This window comes from Paenibacillus sp. FSL P2-0173, from assembly GCF_038008045.1.
GTDB lineage: Bacteria > Bacillota > Bacilli > Paenibacillales > Paenibacillaceae > Paenibacillus > Paenibacillus polymyxa_B.
The window spans coordinates 129,213-146,017 of record NZ_JBBOYK010000004.1 but is presented as its reverse complement, the minus strand read 5'-3'; the positions used below and the strand labels follow the sequence as shown (position 1 = coordinate 146,017).

The window sequence follows — 16,805 nt, the reverse complement described above, 5'->3', positions numbered from 1 at the left end:
CTAATCATCCTTAATTCGACTTCACTTCGCTGCCTTTCATATCCGCCGATCCGCTTAATTCAATATGACTACCATTACAATCCATACGGAGCTGACTACCTGCGGACAGACTCATCGTCTTTCCCGCAGACAGGCTGAGATTGCCTCCCGCCGTAATATTCACCTGTTTGCTGCTCGCAATATGAATGCCTTCTTTATCGTCCAGTTTGATATAAATAGCGCCGTCCTTACCTGTAACGACCAGTTCATCCGGTCCCAGTCGAATTTCCTTGCCATGCGGGGTACGCCATATTTTCATTTGCGGATTGGAAAAATGGTTATGCGTACTCTTGCGATCTGCCCTTCTCACGGCACTACCTGCAACGCCGTCTTCTTCCCGACTACCGGGGAAATAGAGGGAAACTGAATCGCCTTTTTCTGGCATGACGTACCAGCCGGTATGGCCACCGCCACTGTATACAGTAGAATAGTTGAACCAGTGTGCTTGGTTTGTGTCCTGTTGTTCATCACAATCCAGATGAATGCGCACCTGATCCTGACGTACGTCCAGCACAATACCGCTTAATGAGGCTCCTGCCAGCTTATCCTGGTAGTAGCCTTTTTGCCGAAATCCTTGGTAAGAACCCAACACATACTGATGCCGCAGCAGTCCTTGACTCATGGCGGTGTAGGCTTCCATCACATACAGGTTATGCCCCTGAAAATTCAACTGAGCGCCCAAGTCGAGTACCTCATCCGTTTCTACCTCATAAAAAATAAAATCGTGTTCACTCAGTTGGGTTTGCTCATTCTCCTGAAAATAACGAAAAGGAAGCAATTGCTTACGTACGGTATAACGGGTATGATCCAGTATCGCCTGTGCAGGGCTGTCCTCAATACCAAAATAAAATTTGGGACTGTCAAAACGGGCTACAGGCATCAGACTCGTATGATAACGGGAGGCTATGCGTCTTAAAAACGCCCAGTCTGTCTCCTGATACTGAATGGCAAGCCGTCCGATGGCTTCTCCGCCGGTAGCCCCGTCGATCACATCCAGTCCTTCATAGTCCTTACCTATGTGCTCCAGCATTTGAGGAATCGTCATTTTCGTATACTGAAAAGAACGAGTACGCTGCTTCATGTCCATCCGGTAAGTATGGGAAATAGCTTCCACCTCCAGATAGTACACACCTCGCACGACTTTTACCTCGACCGAGAGGGCAATCCCACTAAATAGCGGTTTGCTTGCGCCAGATTCATCTTGTTGACTGACTTCAATGATGGTATTTTTTTCTGTCGTTTCCACATAGCTGTCTTGCAAGTCTTCGGGGATAATACCTGTAAAATAAAGCCGAGTATGCTCGTTAATTTTTTTCGTTAAGGTAAGCTCCTCCAGATCAATTTGTTCATAAGGGTGAATTTGAATTTGATCGTATCCCAGACTCATGGTGTAGTCATTCCTTTCTCATTTGTAGAATAGATGGAGGGTGGAAGGACAGAAAGGGATTGAACCCAGTATTCTGCTACAGGTAACCAGACTTCGAGATCTGCCTCCAGACAGCTAAAGGAACCTATGACAACTCGTCCATTATGGATGAAGAGCAGCATTTTGTTGTATAGATTACCGTCGATCCCCGCCGCCACAAAACGAATCTGCCCAACTGAAAGTCCGGAACAGTTGGTGACCATTTCGGTACCTAACCAGTTGCGAATCGGTTGTACAGACCGTAAAATATCCGCCATTTGCTCTACAAAATCAGGCAGTTCTTCCGCTTCCAGAGCGGTATCTGTAGGATTAAAAGTGATATTGATGGTCTCCTCAGATGAGGTATAAATGACCTTTGGTCGATGCTCTGAAGGATATTTGATTATAGCTTGCTCCATTGGCATAGGAGTGAAGGACTTGGGGATGTAGAAACCAATCTCTCCGTGTAGTATTGTAATGGGCTCCAACGTGAGATAATCATTTTCAACATGAAGTAGCTTTGTTTCTTCAAACATGGAACCGTCCAGTTCCGATTTCTGGGTTTGAGCTGGGATGGATTTCACATTATCGTTATTAGCTGTCTTCTGATCCACCATTTTAGCTTTGAGGCTAAGTATATGCTCGTCTAGATAGTTCATAGAAAGCCCCCTTTTAGAAAAATACACGTTTGTACTTGAATATGTAAAGATGGGAGGAGATATTTAAGTACAGAACCAACATATGTATTTATCGGTTAAAAGAGAGATTTAGTTTACAAAATGAACCATTCGTTGGGGGGACATTGTTCGATTTTAGATTCTATTTCATTCCATAACGCCTTTTTGCCGTAATAATTCGGTTGTAGTACTCCAAAGTAGGCGTTGCATCTTGCTATCCCCACCAGGATATGCCGGCACAATCAGCTTACCAGTACCAACATTAAAATACCCGCCTGTCACTTCTTGATATTGGGATTCTGTTGCTAAACGAATAATAATTTCTGCTCCTCTCCGTGGGTCTCCGATATGCAAAGCGTTCAATATTTTTGCAAGTACCGAAGAAAATCCTAACTCACGGCCAAGGCCGGTAACGTTAAAGCCTGGATTAAGTGCGTTAACTACGATTCCGGTTCCATCCAATTGACGTCCAAGTTCTTCTGTAAACATGATATTAAGAAGTTTAGTCTTTCCGTATATCTTAGATGAACCTCTTGCGGTAAATGCAGATGTATCTATTAAATCCTCCGGTAATTTTAATTCACCATGGTTGCGTGACGCTTCAGAAGCTACATTGACGATCCTAGCATTTGTGGATTCCATTAGTGAATTGAGTAGTGTATGCGTTAACAGCCACGGGGCAAGATAGTTTACGGCTATCATTTCTGCCAAACCCTCTGAGGTTATTCGCTGTTCAAATCCATGTAATCCAGCATTGTTCACTAATACATCAATCTTTGGATAATTAGCTTTAATTTCATCCCCAATACGTTTGACATCTTTCATAAGAGACAGGTCCCCGAAAAAAAAGTCTACCTTTGTACTTGGCGCCAAGTCTCTCAGAATATTTCTAGTCGTTTCAGCACGCTTTTCATTTCTGGCTGTTAAGACTAGATGTGCTCCGCGTTGGGCTAATTCAATTGCTACCCATTGTCCAAGACCGTTAGTAGCACCAGTGATTACAATAATCGGGTATGTCGACATATACATCATCCTCCAAATTCTCGATCTAATTACATTCTTATTCATGTCTACGCTTTACGGTTGTGGATGCTTTATACTGTAGATCTTCTGCTTGACACTTACCAAAGTTGAAAATATGATTGACATATATCAAGTATATGTATTTTGATTGATATATGTCAAATATATTCATACTAATTTAAATAAGGTGGAGACATATGGATAATAAAACTCAACATCCAAATTCTACAAGAGAGCAATTAGAACTGAATCTTGGTGAACAACTTAATGCACTTATAAGCGCGTCACATGCACTCAATGTAAAAACTGCGGCACTTTTCGATCCATCATTACAACCTGCGGCTTTTCTGATCGTACGCTGTCTTCTTTCGTACGGTCCGGCAAGCGCTACATTTTTGGCAGAATCCACCGCTATGGATCGAAGCTCTGTCAGCCGTCTTGTTACTCAGCTTAAGCAATTGGAATATGTAAAAAGTGAAACTCATCCTGAGGATCGCCGGGGGGTGTTGATATCCCTGACAGCTAATGGTCGTGGAAAAGCCTTGGAAGCTTTAAAAGAAAAAGAAAATGAGTTTTATCAACGTATTTCAACATGGGAGGATTCCAAACTTGAAGCATTTATTGGGATGCTGAATTGTTTTAACGGTCAAGATTGCGAGGATTAATGAGTTTAGACATAAAGCATCGTATGATGAAAATAGGGGGTATTCAAAAGTGAAAGAAAAAAATGTTAGGGAAATTAGGGTATCTGATTATCATGACATTTATTTGTTGAACCAAGATTTTAACCCCAATCTATATCTATTTCCTGAAGAAAAAGTAAAAGAGAAGATTGAATTGATTACAAAGGAATCAAAAGATATGATCTTTGTTTATGAAGAAAATAACGAGGTATTAGGATATATTCATGGAAGCCCATATGAATTACTTTTTTCTGAATCTTTGGTAAATGTACTAGGATTTGTTGTTAAAGAAAAGTATAGAAATCAAGGTGTAGGTAGCATGTTGATTGAGCGTCTTGAACAGTGGGGAAAGTCCCATGGATTTTCTGGGATCAAACTATTATCTCACCCAAGTCGGATACAGGCTCACAGGTTCTATGAACGACGTGGCTATATGTTTACCAAGGATCAGAAAAATTTTATAAAAAATCTCAAATAAATACATATTCATTCATCATTGAATAAGCGGGTTCAAAAGCCTGATCTTTAGCTAGGCTTTGAACCCTTCAATTTTATAGATGAGATCCGCCACTTGCATCAATCCATTGACCAGTTATATCTTCATCTGGGATTTCAAATAGACTTAATATCGTGATATTTATCATTGAAGAAATATGTTTGTTTAGCACTCTAATGCATTACATTAAATTGACCATTGTTCAGAAAATATGAATAGCCTTCCTTTCCATTTCATGCATAAAAATGTCTGCTAATTAGCAGTTGTATTTAGGCGTTTTTTGTCATACAATGCATCTAATGCTACGGACTCGGTCTTAGAAACAGTAAGGTTTGGACGGTAAATAGGACGTGGTTTTCTGGTATATTTACGAATCGTGGAACTACTTTGTTGTCGTTCACTCACGACCACGTCAGTCTGAAAAGTTAATAATGTTTGGGGACAGTTTTCCGGATCATTAGCGTTTGATGATGAACATATACGAAGGGGAGCGTTCTTTTGGAATCGAAACAATTAACGAGAGGGCTAAAGCCACGGCACGTTGAGTTGATTGCGCTTGGAGGTACGATTGGCGTCGGTTTGTTTATGGGATCGGCAAGTACGATAAAATGGGCAGGTCCCTCAGTGCTGCTGGCTTATCTCTTAGCTGGGATTATTATGTTTTTTGTCATGCGGATCATGGGGGAAATGCTGATTCTTGAACCGGTGACAGGCTCATTCGCTACATTTGCTCATAAATATATCAGCCCTTTAGCCGGTTTCTTGACCGCCTGGAGCTATTGGTTTTTATGGGTTACCGTAGGGATGGCGGAAGTCACTGCGATTGGGGTATATGTGGGCTACTGGTTCCCAGATATCCCGCAATGGTTGCCGGCTTTGGCAGGTGTAATTATTATTGCATTGGCCAATTTGGCGGCTGTGAAATTTTATGGGGAATTTGAGTTTTGGTTTGCGATGATTAAAATTGTCGCCATTATCTTCATGTTAGTAGTTGGTACGGGGATGATCTTCTTTGGACTCGGTAACGGTGGACAACCGATAGGTCTATCCAATCTGTACAGCCATGGCGGCTTCTTTGCAGGTGGTTTGAAAGGGTTTCTGTTTGCACTCTGTATTGTAACAGCGGCTTACCAAGGGATAGAAATGGTGGGTATTACGGCAGGTGAAGCTGAAAATCCAAAAACGACACTGCGAAAAGCCATTAAAAACATCATCTGGCGTATTCTGATTTTCTACGTGGGTGCAATCTTTGTCATTGTTACGATTTATCCTTGGAACCAAATAGGCGAGATCGGTAGCCCATTTGTTCTGACTTTTGCCAAGGTAGGAATTGTGGCTGCTGCGGGTATCATTAACTTTGTTGTACTTACAGCTGCGATGTCTGGTTGTAACAGTGGTATTTACAGTGCGGGAAGAATGTTATACACGTTGGCTAAGAACGGACAAGCTCCCAAGTTTTTCGGGAAAGTTTCTCCAAGCGGCGTCCCTAGAAATAGTATAATAACGACCATTTCCTTGCTGCTGGTAGGGGTATTATTTAACTATTTAATGCCTGATTCCAAACTGTTTCTGTATATTTACAGCGCCAGTGTTCTTCCAGGCATGGTACCGTGGTTTGCATTAGCCATCAGTCAATTTAAATTCAGGAAAAAGTGGAAAGACGAAATGAAGGATCACACCTTTAAATCTCGTTTTTTTCCGATCAGTAATTACATTACCATTATCTTTTTGTTGCTGGTGATCGTTGGAATGTGGTTTAATCCAGACACACGCTTGTCGTTGATTGTCGGGGCAACATTCATGGCGATCGTCATTATTGGATATTTTGTCTTTGGCATAGGAAAGCGGCAGAGAATTGAAGAATTAGAGGAAAACTAAAAAATTGCTAAATACGTAACATTTGCCGAGCGCAATTCAGATGATCCTGAGTTCGCTCGGCTTTTCTTTTACATGACGAGGGAGAGGGCTATGGGAGGGTTGTTACTGAGGTATAGAACCGTGTGGTTAGCCTGTTCGCACTACAAGTGTAAATATAGAGACAAAAAAAGTGAGAAGGGAAACTGAGAAGTTCATTATTGCTATACTCTTACGGTTAGCCTTAAACTCTGTAATTCCAGAAAATAAAAATATAAACCCTAGAAAAAATTGCGCGATTTTGTATGAGTCCCTATAGGTGTCTGGGTATGCGAGTGATAAAGAGGAAGAGATCATAACAACTACAGCAAATATTAAAGTGAGGATTCTGTAAATATCCATTTTCTTGAACATAGATAAGTTCCCCCTTCCTATTTATTCCTAATGTATTATATTCTAAGGGTAGAATCTTTGAATTACAAATAAATACAAAATAGAGGAAATAGACAATAGGATGGTACACAGAATAAAGTGAAGGTGTCCCAAGTAATACTTTGGGGACACCTTCAAAATTAAAATCACTTGTACAACTTATGATTTACATAGCTTACATTGTGCTAATGTCAATCACGAATCTATACTTCACATCAGAAGCTAACACTCGTTTGTAGGCTTCGTCAATCTGGTCGGCCGATATCACTTCAATTTTAGGAACAATATTGTGTTTTGCACAAAAATCCAACATTTCCTGTGTCTCACGGATGCCTCCTATCATTGAACCAGCAAATGAACGGCGATGTCCGATAAGGGACATCACATTTAGTGACAACGGCTCCCCAGGGGCACCGACATTCACCAAAGTTCCATCTAGATTGAGTAGTGCAAAATAAGCATCCATATCGATGGCAGCACTTACCGTGTTAATAATCAAATCAAAGTGCCCAGCAAGCTTTTCAAATGTTTCTGGTTCGCTTGTAGCATAATAGTGATCCGCACCAAATTGCAAGCCATCATCCTTTTTCTTTAATGTTTGTGATAGAACGGTTACCTCAGCACCCATAGCATGTGCAATCTTGATAGCCATATGGCCAAGGCCTCCCATTCCCACAACGGCCACTTTCTTATCTGGACCAGCACCCCAGCGGTTCAACGGTGAATAAGTCGTAATACCTGCACAAAGTAATGGAGCAGCCACGTCTAGCTCAATGTTATCTGGAATTTTCACTGCAAAATCCTCAGTTACGACAATGTGGGTAGAATATCCGCCTTGTGTAGGCTCGCCGTATTTGTCAACACCAGCATAGGTAGGGACATTTCCTTTAAGGCAGTATTGTTCCTCTCCTTTACGACAGTTCTCACATTCTCCACAGGAATCGACCATACAGCCAACCCCTACCCGGTCACCAACTCTGTACTTTGTAACCTCAGATCCTACCTCCGTGACAATCCCTGCAATTTCATGTCCAGGTACGAGAGGGTAGTTCACTGGCCCCCATTCGCCGTGAGCAGTGTGGATGTCAGAATGGCATATGCCGGCATATTTAATTTCAATCAGAACATCGTGTGAAACAAGATCCCGTCGTTTAATTTCAGCCGATCGAAACGGTTTGTCTGGGCCATCGACAGCTCGCGCTTTAGCAGTTATCATAAATAGCCTCCAATTATTTCTATTTTTCAAGAGAATGCAGTTATATCGGTATAAATTGAAAACTAGCTGAAGTCGCTTGAAGTTACCCTTCATTCATTTCCATTTATACTTTTTCTCTTGCAAATCAATGTTAATCCTTATAGTTAACTCTAAGTCAAGCGCAAGTTTATATTCCTTTTGGGAATTTCTGCTCGTACAGGTTCAGGTTCATTACAGCTAATTATATTTCGTTAGATAGCATCTGATTCTACTTTTCCTATAAGGGGACTTTGACATTCTACAAATAACTTGATAGAATCCCCCTTATATCATAGAGTTAACTCGAAGTCTATGTCATTAAGAATAGGAGATACATGATGAAGACATATTCTATCAGCGAAGTTGCAAAAGAATTGAATCTTACAGCATACGCTTTGCGGTACTACGACAAGGAGGGACTTATGCCTTTTGTAGAACGGACATCTAGCGGAACAAGATTATTTAAAGAATCCGATATCGACGCTTTAAAAATAATTGAATGTCTAAAATCCACCGGGATGCCGATCAAAGAAATTAAAAATTTCATTGATTGGTGTTCTGGTGGGGATTCCACACTACAACAAAGATATGACATGTTTATGGAACGAAAAGCTACTGTAGAAGCACAAATGGAAGAACTTAAAAAAACAATGGAAGTTATTGAACATAAATGCTCATATTACAAAACTGCATTGGAAGCCGGAACGGAAAATATTCATAAAAATAATAAAATAGGGAGTCTCATTACTAACTAATAGAAAAGCACCTGTAATTCATCTATTTCTATATGAATTACAGGTGCTTTCGTTTGTAATATTCGATTTACACAACCTACTGATTTAAAACAGCACGATCGGCTTTTGAAAACTAGGAACCAACTATAATGTAACTTGAACAGGCAGGAGTAGTACCGAGGATCAAGTATTCCGAAAGTCAACGGGCAATTTGCCCATTATATAGGTTGAGAGCCACGACTTTAGTTCAGAAAACAACGAATTACTATAGAATCATCGAAGATAATCAGGAGTATGGTCCAGTATTCCCTCATTTTTATTTTTGATAAGATTAATTCCATATTATTGAAGGCTACAATCAGACCGCAAAGGTATAAAGAATGATACATAAGGAAATGAGGAAGGTACTAATGAAGGCAAAAGCGTATATTATTTTGTTGACTGCTGTAATAAGTTTAGCTGCTTTGCTGACTGCATGCGGTGACTCCAAGAAGCAAATTGAAGGTGAATCTACGACTGGAGCAGCAACGGCAACGACTACGACTACACAGAATGCCAAGGTGGACAATGCGGAACAGGCTGGTGTGGATGGTGTTGTGAGCAATACTACAGACCAAGCTACAAAAGGTAATGGGAAGACGTATTCCGACGTGGCTAAAGAAGCAACGAAGCCCGATCGGCCAGCAGGACAAATAGGGTTAAATACGACGCAGGAGCAGCTTCTTACCTTTGCAGATCGTTATGGGCTGGTACGAGTACAGGATCATCCGATTCGGCGGGTTTCCGATCCAACCGGGAAACATGTAAACATTGCAAATTACAGTGATTCTGTCGTGAATTTATATACAGAAGAACCCATCCACCTGAATACAGATGAATTTATTCATGAAGCTTATAATTTTTTTACAGAGGGAGTTGCTCCAGGTGAGTCCTACAAGAAGTGGGAGGAAACCTCTAATACAGAAAGAGGACTCGTCAAAATGCTCTATTTGTCACGCGAGGGACTTCATATTTTAGAAGAAGCGATGAGGACGCATGATTATTCTAGTCCATCGGTCCAAAATACGCTGGGATTTTTTAAGGTTGCCTCGAAATTTGAGTCTATGATGCCTGTTGCCCAGACACCTACAGACATCAGCTTGTACGATATGTACGATCAACGCGTTAAGCCCGAGTGGAAGAAACTAAGTGACATTAAAAACCCTGCCGCGAATGAAAAAGTCTTCACTGCTGCCTATCGAAAAGCAAGAGATGAGACAAATAATCTCATGGGTCTGTTAAACATTATGGTGTCTACGGAAATGGAAAAACGTCTCAAAGCAGCAACCGATCAGCAGAATACAGGGAAATAGCTTATTCAATGCATGTTTTAACTTGATACCAATACGTATAAATTTCCGAAAATCCTAGCTTGGAATAAAGCCGTTATAGACCCCAGTATTCTCTCTCCATAATGCCTTTATTATGTTCTGCTACCCATCCATCATAAAGTAAAGTGGACAGGGGCTGCCAGTTGTTCAAGGAAATTTTGTAGCTCATAGGTGACAAAAATCATCCACACTTTTTTCTAATATTTAACTGTTAATAGAACTGTTGAAAAGCTATAATGCTAATAATGATTTGAGTGTACTTTGAGAAAGAGGTTGAGGGTATGGTGTTGAAAAAATGGCCATTATTATTGATGATAGGTATTCTCATGGTGGCATCTGTGAGCTGGAACAGTGGAGTATCTTATGCAGCTACAGAATATACTTGGGATAAGTACAAGGGCACTGAGGTCAAGACATATAGATTGACTGCGGTACCTGGAAGAGTCGAATATATGGATCAGGAAAGGTTTTTTGCAGCTTTAAGTCAAACCCCAAATGTGTATGGAGATTTCAGTGGCTATAAAACAGGGAAAACAACTGGAGTTGTAACCGAGAGTATAACGGATGATGTGTACAAATTTACAGTTACTGATTTTCTTCGCGATCAAGAGCCTGAGGTTGTAGAGTATATAAATCCCAGAGGCGGAATTCCTCATAGATGGAATGGAACTAGTGATATTCAAATTTTTATGAGAGGGTCAGAAGCGGCTTCTTTGTCTGAGCTGTTTTATGAGGGGACACCCAGTGAAGGACGCTTTCAATTTAATGCTAACGATATATATTTAGTTACATTCTGGTCCAGTACCGTAAGACTTATCAGTGGGATGTCTGCTGAGGCGCTAATAGAGGAAGGTCCTCACACGTTTAAGAATCAGGAGCTTGTAGGTCAAGTAACCAGCGAAGATCCTGCAGCTTATCCGCAAGATGGGATTTCAGAAGGTTATTATTATGTTTTTAAGGGTGCTGGCAACAAAGAATCAACAGCTGATGGAGATAGCCAATAAAAACAAAAGAAGAGATAACATTGTGTATGGTGCTTTATACATGATGTTATCTTTTTTATTGTGATGCTCGCATTAGAAAATTTAGTAATGAAAAAATGCTGGAAATTTAATTCCCAATGAAAACCATTTTAAAAGATCGGGATATATGCCTTTAAAATAATGACAATTTTACGGATGGAACCGTAATCTATAACTACTTTTTTTGCTGTCTTTATTCAATCCTAGGGATATTATTCCGATAATTCAAGTATATACAGTTTGGTGTTAATTGAAATGAAATCCGTTTGAAAACAAAAGAGATAATTTTCAGAGTTGAAACAGAAGTGCAGGTGGAAGTGACCTGATGCTATATCGTAAAGGAGGTGCAAGGATCCAAATAATATGAAATGTGAAAAAAAGTTAAAACAAATTAGGCAGTACATCGCTGCTTTACTGGCTGTTTGGTTGTTCTGTATACATACTGTGCCTGTTTTTGCAGACAGGGTCTTTAACGATATCGAACATTCCTACGCAGCTGATGCAATTGAAGCCATGGCTGCTCAAGGGTATGTTACGGGTTATCAGGATGGTAGTTTTCGACCTGTGCATTTTATTTCGAGGCAGGAATGGGCGAGCATTTTCGTTAAAACCTTAAAACGAACTTCGGTTAACAAAAGCGTTGCTTCTTTTAGTGATGTGTCACCGTGGGCTCTACCCTATGTGCAGACCTTGCAAGCAGAGAACATTACCAAGGGAATTAGTGATCAGTTATTCGGTGCAAAGCATAATATGACCCGTCAGGATATGGCGGTGTGGTATGCCAGGTATTTCGGCGTTCCTGAAGATACCCGCGCTTCCGATAGATCTAGTTTTGTGGATCAGGCTGATATATCAGACTATGCACAAACGAGCGTATGGCTGATGGAACGGTTGGAGCTGATCGAGGGGGATACGAATCATTATTTCCATCCCAAAGAGTCTGTGAGACGGCAGGATGCTACACTGGTAGCATATCGGATATGGCTAGGCGGTGACGGTCTGAGAGAACGTGCTAAGCTTTTGCTGGAATCATTAGGAAATGGAACTGCAATGACGAATCAGCCAGCCAGTCCAACGGAATCGAGGAAGATCGTGGTCGACCTGGCGCCGGAAATCAGTCACCAGCGTGCGAATCCGGAGATCGAAGAGCCTAAAAGCCATAGTCCAAGACCCGATCCACCGGTATCTCCGGTAACACCAACAGAGCCGAAGCCGGAACCGCCAATTATACGACCAGAACCTAGTCCCAAACCACCGGTGATACCACCAGTGACACCGCCAGTGATACCACCAATCATACCGCCAGTGACTCCGTCAGAACCACCGGATCATTCGTCGGATTTCGTGGTGGATGAGGTAGTAATCAAGGCGCCCGAGTTGGTCAATCAACCGGAAACGTATCCTTCGTATCAGCTGTCCTTTGATCTCTACAATAAAGGGCACTTGGTAAGCATTCCCGCTGTTAGCGTCACAAGTGTCACCTACACATTTAGTGATACATTAGGTGTATTTGATGAACATGGGAAAATTGCGCATTCCGAAAATATACCTGCTGCTGATGGTTATATTCCTGTAGAGATGGAAGTCACCATTGCTAAACCTTATCGGGTACTTAAAGCACAGACCAAGCTGATCGTGAGAGGGAAGACTCCTCCGGTAGAGGACCCGACTGTAATCAGGTCCGTATACTTGGCGACGTACACCATTTCACAGGCCACTACTCTAGACCCTACAGCCTGGAGCATGCCCTATGTATTTCAAAATGCAAAGGGAGAGGTCATACCGTCCGGTCTATTGCCGTCAGACTTGAAGCTTCGTATAGAGGATTCCAGAGGGATATTTGACGAGGATGGACATATTGCCAACCTGCATCTGATTCCTGCATTGAACTCTGTCATTCCATTCAAGATTGAGGTTGAATCACCCTCTCAGGGAATTCACTTCATATCCGATGCCGAGTTAACTGTAGTACCAGGAGCACGCAAAAAGCAATATTTTGCTATCTCCATGATGCTACAGGGAAAAGATGCGGGCAGTACGACCACGGTAGAGCAAATTGAGCAGTCGCGTCAATTGCTGATGGATCACTTTGGTACCAACTTAAAAGTGACGTGGGCCATGGAAAATAGATTTATTTTTGTGGAATCAAATCGTCCGCAGCTTAAAAAGGTTTTGGAATACGTGGATCAGTATGGCGATGAAGTCGGGATTTTGGATGGGTATCCGAATAATCTGTTTGATCTTCCTGAATGGGAAGCACAGATGAACGAGTGGTTGTATATGTATCGTTATAATGCCCTCAATGAGCTGCACCAATCTGGTTCGTTGGGATCACCTTCGGTGTTTGAAAGTATGGATACAGACCAATATCGGAAGTATCTGCCTAAATCATTGACCGGCTTTACGGTGAATCCTGAGCAGGCCCAATGGCTTAAGGATCATTTTAAGATTACCTCAGCGATGGGGTGGTCGGCTACACAGTATAATGTGAACAACATGTATGGTGAGGGTTCACCTTTGATGCCTTACTGGTCCCATAAGGATAATCCGATTGTTCCGGCACAGGGGCTTACAAATAATAGCGGTATCGTATTTATGAACTCGATTTCGATTGATCCCATCGGGTCGCGTTATACCAAAGATTCTTCACGCTGGACTCTCCATCCAGGTGATCCATATGTGACGGAAACGGATGCGGCACCACAACTGTATATAGCACAGCAATATTTAGATAACCCGTATCAACGTTTGAATACAGTAAATTACATGTCCATTATTTTGGATGTCAACTGGCTTGCCAAAAACCATAACATGTCTCAAATATGGGAAAACTTTGTGAAGCACTTCCCTGTTGACCGTGAGGTTGAGATTGTGGGCGTGGACGGGCTGAAACAGATTTATGAATCGGTAGCTGGATTGAGTAATGATCATACGGAGTTTACGCTCATGTTTAGAGGCTCAGGTATTAAGACGGCTATGGATTCCAATAATTCACCAGCGAATCTGCGCTATTTGTGGACCGAAAATGCCTCACAGCGGATTATTTTATCCAAAGAGGATGGAGATGCGGCATGGTCCATTATTGACTTTACCGACTATACCCGCACACCGGTTCCAAAGACACCATACAACCTGGATAAGAACACAGATGTAAGCTATGTTACTGGAAGGAACTTTAAGCTGCATCCTACAGCTCCGTTAACAGCAGATGAAATTCAGCGCGTAAAGGATCGTTTGAAGGAAATCTATTTCGCGGAAGAAGTAAATTATCAGTAAGTTGGAATGACAGAATTTTTAAGACTTGAGGTTTTATGAAAAGGGGGTGTCCCAACAGCCATGGAAATGGTTGTGGCACGCCCCTTTGTTTTAGAAAAAAGATTTTACACCCATTCAATAACCTGATCTACAGATCGCCGAGTTTTGCCACGCGGTTCGTTGAGACGGTATCCAAATGCCACCATACAAGAAATACCGAAATGCTCGGCATCCATAATGCCTTCCTCGGAGAGGATGCGTTCGATTTCCTGTTTATTAAAACCTTCGATAGGACAGGAATCAATGCCGATTTGAGCTGCGGCAGTCATCATGTTGCCCAGTGCGATGTAGGTTTGTCGGCAGCCCCACTCGAACAAGGCTCTTTTATTTTCCTCCAGCCCAAAATCTGACTTTAGAAAGGCATCATACACTTTCTCTCTGCCTTGAATCACTTCAGCTGGTAATTGCTGCACGTTCTCCATCATACTCTTGATATAATCGGATGAGGCTACCATATCTTCAGGAAGTCTAGAGAGGATGAGTACAAAATGGCTGGCTGTTGGCAGTTGTTTTTGGGCCCCCCAAGAGTAAGGCAGCAGCTTCTCACGCATAGCGTTACTCTGAACGACAACAAATTTCCAGGGTTCAAAGCCAAACGAACTCGGGGATAAACGGCCTGTTTCAAGAATAAAGTCGAAGTCAGAATCGCTAATTTTCTTATGGCTATCAAATTCCTTCGTTGCATGTCTGAACTCGTATGCAGATAAGATTTGATCTTTAGTAGTAGTTAAGGTTTCCATCGTTATTCCACTCCTTATGGATGTGATTAAAATTGACGCTTACCAAGTAACATGCTTAATATTAGAATATACATGATCGTTTTTGAAGTACGCACATTAATGTGCTGTAGTATATAAAATGATACCAAGGAGGAGAAAAGCCTATGCGCAATCGGAAAGGCGGCTTTGGGGAATGTACCGCTGGAAATGATCAGGCGTGTCCTGTTGAGTACACGCTGGACGTGATTGGGGGCAAATGGAAAGGAATTATTTTATATCATCTCATGTATGGGACTAAGCGATTTAGTGATTTTCGGCGGATCTGTCCGGGAATTACCCAGCGTATGCTGACACTCCAATTGCGCGAGCTGGAAGAGGACGGAGTCGTTCACCGTGAAGTCTACCAACAGGTTCCTCCCAAGGTCGAATACTCTCTAACTGAATTTGGAAAAACGCTGATCCCGATTATTAACCTGATGAAGGATTGGGGAGAAGAATATAAAACAAAACAGCGATCACCAGAAAGCAGCCTTCAGCAACCTAGCCCCAATGTGTAGGTTTTGAGACGGCTCCACAAAGAAGACCTGGCCATCATTTTGGCAGGTCTTTTCATTTTTAAAGTGAAATGATGCAAAGTTCGTTTTTCAGTTGACAGTAAGGACGACGCTTGATATATTTCTTACGATATTGATAATCATTATCATGTGTATCGGGAAGATCATCTTCACAATATATAGGGGGCTAATCAGTTGAAAAGAAAATCGTATTTTATGATAACAGCTATGTTACTTGTATTGTCTGTATTCATCAGCGCTTGCGGCGGAAATAATAATGGAAGTAATCCGGCTTCATCTTCAGGAGATAAGCAAGAGTCGGCTTCTACTGGAGAGACTAGAAGCTTTAAAACGGTTAAAGGGGATATTCAAATTCCTGCTAAGCCACAGCGCATTGTAACGGATTTTTACGGTGGAGAATTGCTGTCCGTGGGTGCTAACGTGGTGGGTGTGGAGCCGACTGCGTTTCAAAATCCTTTTCTGACCGATTTGCTGAAGGAAAAAGGAACCAAAGAGGTGGGTGATCCGACCAATTTGGAAAAGACGCTGGAACTCAAACCCGATCTGATCGTGGTTATGAAGGATACGAATTATGAGGCTTTGTCTAAAATCGCACCTACCCTATACATTCCGTACGGTACGACGACTAATATCTATGATACGGTCAAGCTGTTCGGAGATATCACCGGGGAAAAGGAGAAGGCTGAGCAATTTATTGCTGCATTTGATAAAAAGGCCGCTGAAGGTCGTGCACGTCTTAAAGGTGTGATTGACGAAAAGGCAACTTTCGGTCTGTATGAGCTGACGGACAAGCACGCACTTTGGATCTTTGGCGACAATGCGGGGCGCGGCGGACAAGCTGTGTACAATGCGCTCAAACTGAATATGCCAAAGAAAACAGCTAACTCCAAGGAACAAACGGTGCAGCTTTCGATGGAGGTATTGCCACAGTATGACGCAGATTATATGTTCCTGACTACGTATGACCCGGAGAAAAAGGGTGACGCGCTCAAGCAACTGAAATCGTCCGCTGTGTGGGGGAATCTTCCTGCGGTGAAGAACAATAGAGTGTTCTTTAACGATTTTGATACGTATTATCGCTATGATCCAATCGCTATTACTGGACAAATTGATATGATCGTAGATATGCTGGTCGAAAGAGAAAAAGAGAATAAAGTTAAACAATAGGTGTGAGATTCTGCGTTGTGACGAATTGTCCAAAACAGATGGGAAGTCGCATAATACACG

Annotated in this window: 15 protein-coding genes; 9 read left to right on the top strand and 6 right to left on the bottom strand. The window is 41.9% G+C overall.

Translation table 11 applies throughout. The features are described from left to right. Positions 1–10: 10 nt before the first annotated feature. The 3 genes from MKX30_RS20575 to MKX30_RS20565 all read right to left on the bottom strand — a co-directional run bounded on the left by MKX30_RS20575 (position 11) and on the right by MKX30_RS20565 (position 3,144). Entirely contained in the window at positions 11–1,426 is a 1,416-nt protein-coding gene (locus tag MKX30_RS20575; protein WP_028542021.1) for a phage baseplate assembly protein V, read from the bottom strand. Then, the gene (locus MKX30_RS20570) at positions 1,423–2,103 is read right to left on the bottom strand and encodes a hypothetical protein (protein WP_028542022.1); all 681 of its coding nucleotides are present in this window, start codon (positions 2,101–2,103) and stop codon (positions 1,423–1,425) included. The genes MKX30_RS20575 and MKX30_RS20570 overlap by 4 nt, the downstream gene beginning before the upstream one ends. A gap of 165 nt (positions 2,104–2,268) precedes the next feature. Next, entirely contained in the window at positions 2,269–3,144 is an 876-nt protein-coding gene (locus tag MKX30_RS20565) for an SDR family NAD(P)-dependent oxidoreductase (protein ID WP_023987111.1), read from the bottom strand. A 197-nt stretch (positions 3,145–3,341) separates the two neighbouring features. Here MKX30_RS20565 and MKX30_RS20560 point away from each other — a divergent pair, with 197 nt between their 5' ends. The 3 genes from MKX30_RS20560 to MKX30_RS20550 all read left to right on the top strand — a co-directional run bounded on the left by MKX30_RS20560 (position 3,342) and on the right by MKX30_RS20550 (position 6,201). Further along, a complete protein-coding gene (locus MKX30_RS20560; RefSeq protein ID WP_075153775.1) occupies positions 3,342–3,809 on the top strand; it encodes a MarR family winged helix-turn-helix transcriptional regulator in 468 nt (155 codons plus the stop codon). 49 nt (positions 3,810–3,858) lie between these two features. Next, positions 3,859–4,305, top strand: a complete 447-nt coding sequence (locus MKX30_RS20555) for a GNAT family N-acetyltransferase (protein ID WP_028542025.1) — start codon at positions 3,859–3,861, stop codon at positions 4,303–4,305. A 516-nt stretch (positions 4,306–4,821) separates the two neighbouring features. Next, the gene (locus tag MKX30_RS20550) at positions 4,822–6,201 is read left to right on the top strand and encodes an amino acid permease (protein ID WP_023987114.1); all 1,380 of its coding nucleotides are present in this window, start codon (positions 4,822–4,824) and stop codon (positions 6,199–6,201) included. A 126-nt stretch (positions 6,202–6,327) separates the two neighbouring features. On the opposite strand, the gene MKX30_RS20545 is transcribed toward MKX30_RS20550, so the two are convergent. Both MKX30_RS20545 and MKX30_RS20540 read right to left on the bottom strand, forming a co-directional pair. Beyond that, entirely contained in the window at positions 6,328–6,534 is a 207-nt protein-coding gene (locus MKX30_RS20545) for a DUF3953 domain-containing protein (protein WP_233903882.1), read from the bottom strand. Positions 6,535–6,784: 250 nt separating this feature from the next. Next, on the bottom strand, positions 6,785–7,825 hold the full coding sequence (locus tag MKX30_RS20540) for an NAD(P)-dependent alcohol dehydrogenase (RefSeq protein WP_341063369.1): 1,041 nt from the start codon (positions 7,823–7,825) through the stop codon (positions 6,785–6,787). A 356-nt stretch (positions 7,826–8,181) separates the two neighbouring features. Between MKX30_RS20540 and MKX30_RS20535 the strand changes: the two genes are divergently transcribed. From MKX30_RS20535 to MKX30_RS20520, 4 genes are all read left to right on the top strand, one after another. Next, a complete protein-coding gene (locus tag MKX30_RS20535; RefSeq protein ID WP_023987117.1) occupies positions 8,182–8,598 on the top strand; it encodes a MerR family transcriptional regulator in 417 nt (138 codons plus the stop codon). A gap of 389 nt (positions 8,599–8,987) precedes the next feature. Then, a complete protein-coding gene (locus MKX30_RS20530; RefSeq protein ID WP_341063367.1) occupies positions 8,988–9,929 on the top strand; it encodes a hypothetical protein in 942 nt (313 codons plus the stop codon). A gap of 299 nt (positions 9,930–10,228) precedes the next feature. Further along, entirely contained in the window at positions 10,229–10,951 is a 723-nt protein-coding gene (locus MKX30_RS20525) for a hypothetical protein (protein ID WP_165179455.1), read from the top strand. Positions 10,952–11,332: 381 nt separating this feature from the next. Beyond that, on the top strand, positions 11,333–14,245 hold the full coding sequence (locus MKX30_RS20520) for an S-layer homology domain-containing protein (protein WP_341063366.1): 2,913 nt from the start codon (positions 11,333–11,335) through the stop codon (positions 14,243–14,245). 104 nt (positions 14,246–14,349) lie between these two features. Here MKX30_RS20520 and MKX30_RS20515 read toward each other — a convergent pair whose 3' ends face one another. Beyond that, positions 14,350–15,024, bottom strand: coding sequence for an NAD(P)H-dependent oxidoreductase (locus MKX30_RS20515; protein WP_023987121.1), 675 nt, complete (start codon positions 15,022–15,024; stop codon positions 14,350–14,352). A gap of 143 nt (positions 15,025–15,167) precedes the next feature. Here MKX30_RS20515 and MKX30_RS20510 point away from each other — a divergent pair, with 143 nt between their 5' ends. After that, entirely contained in the window at positions 15,168–15,560 is a 393-nt protein-coding gene (locus MKX30_RS20510) for a winged helix-turn-helix transcriptional regulator (protein WP_023987122.1), read from the top strand. 192 nt (positions 15,561–15,752) lie between these two features. Further along, positions 15,753–16,745 (top strand): ABC transporter substrate-binding protein, encoded by a 993-nt coding sequence (locus MKX30_RS20505; protein ID WP_023987123.1) that lies wholly within the window; start codon positions 15,753–15,755, stop codon positions 16,743–16,745. Positions 16,746–16,805 lie beyond the last annotated feature (60 nt).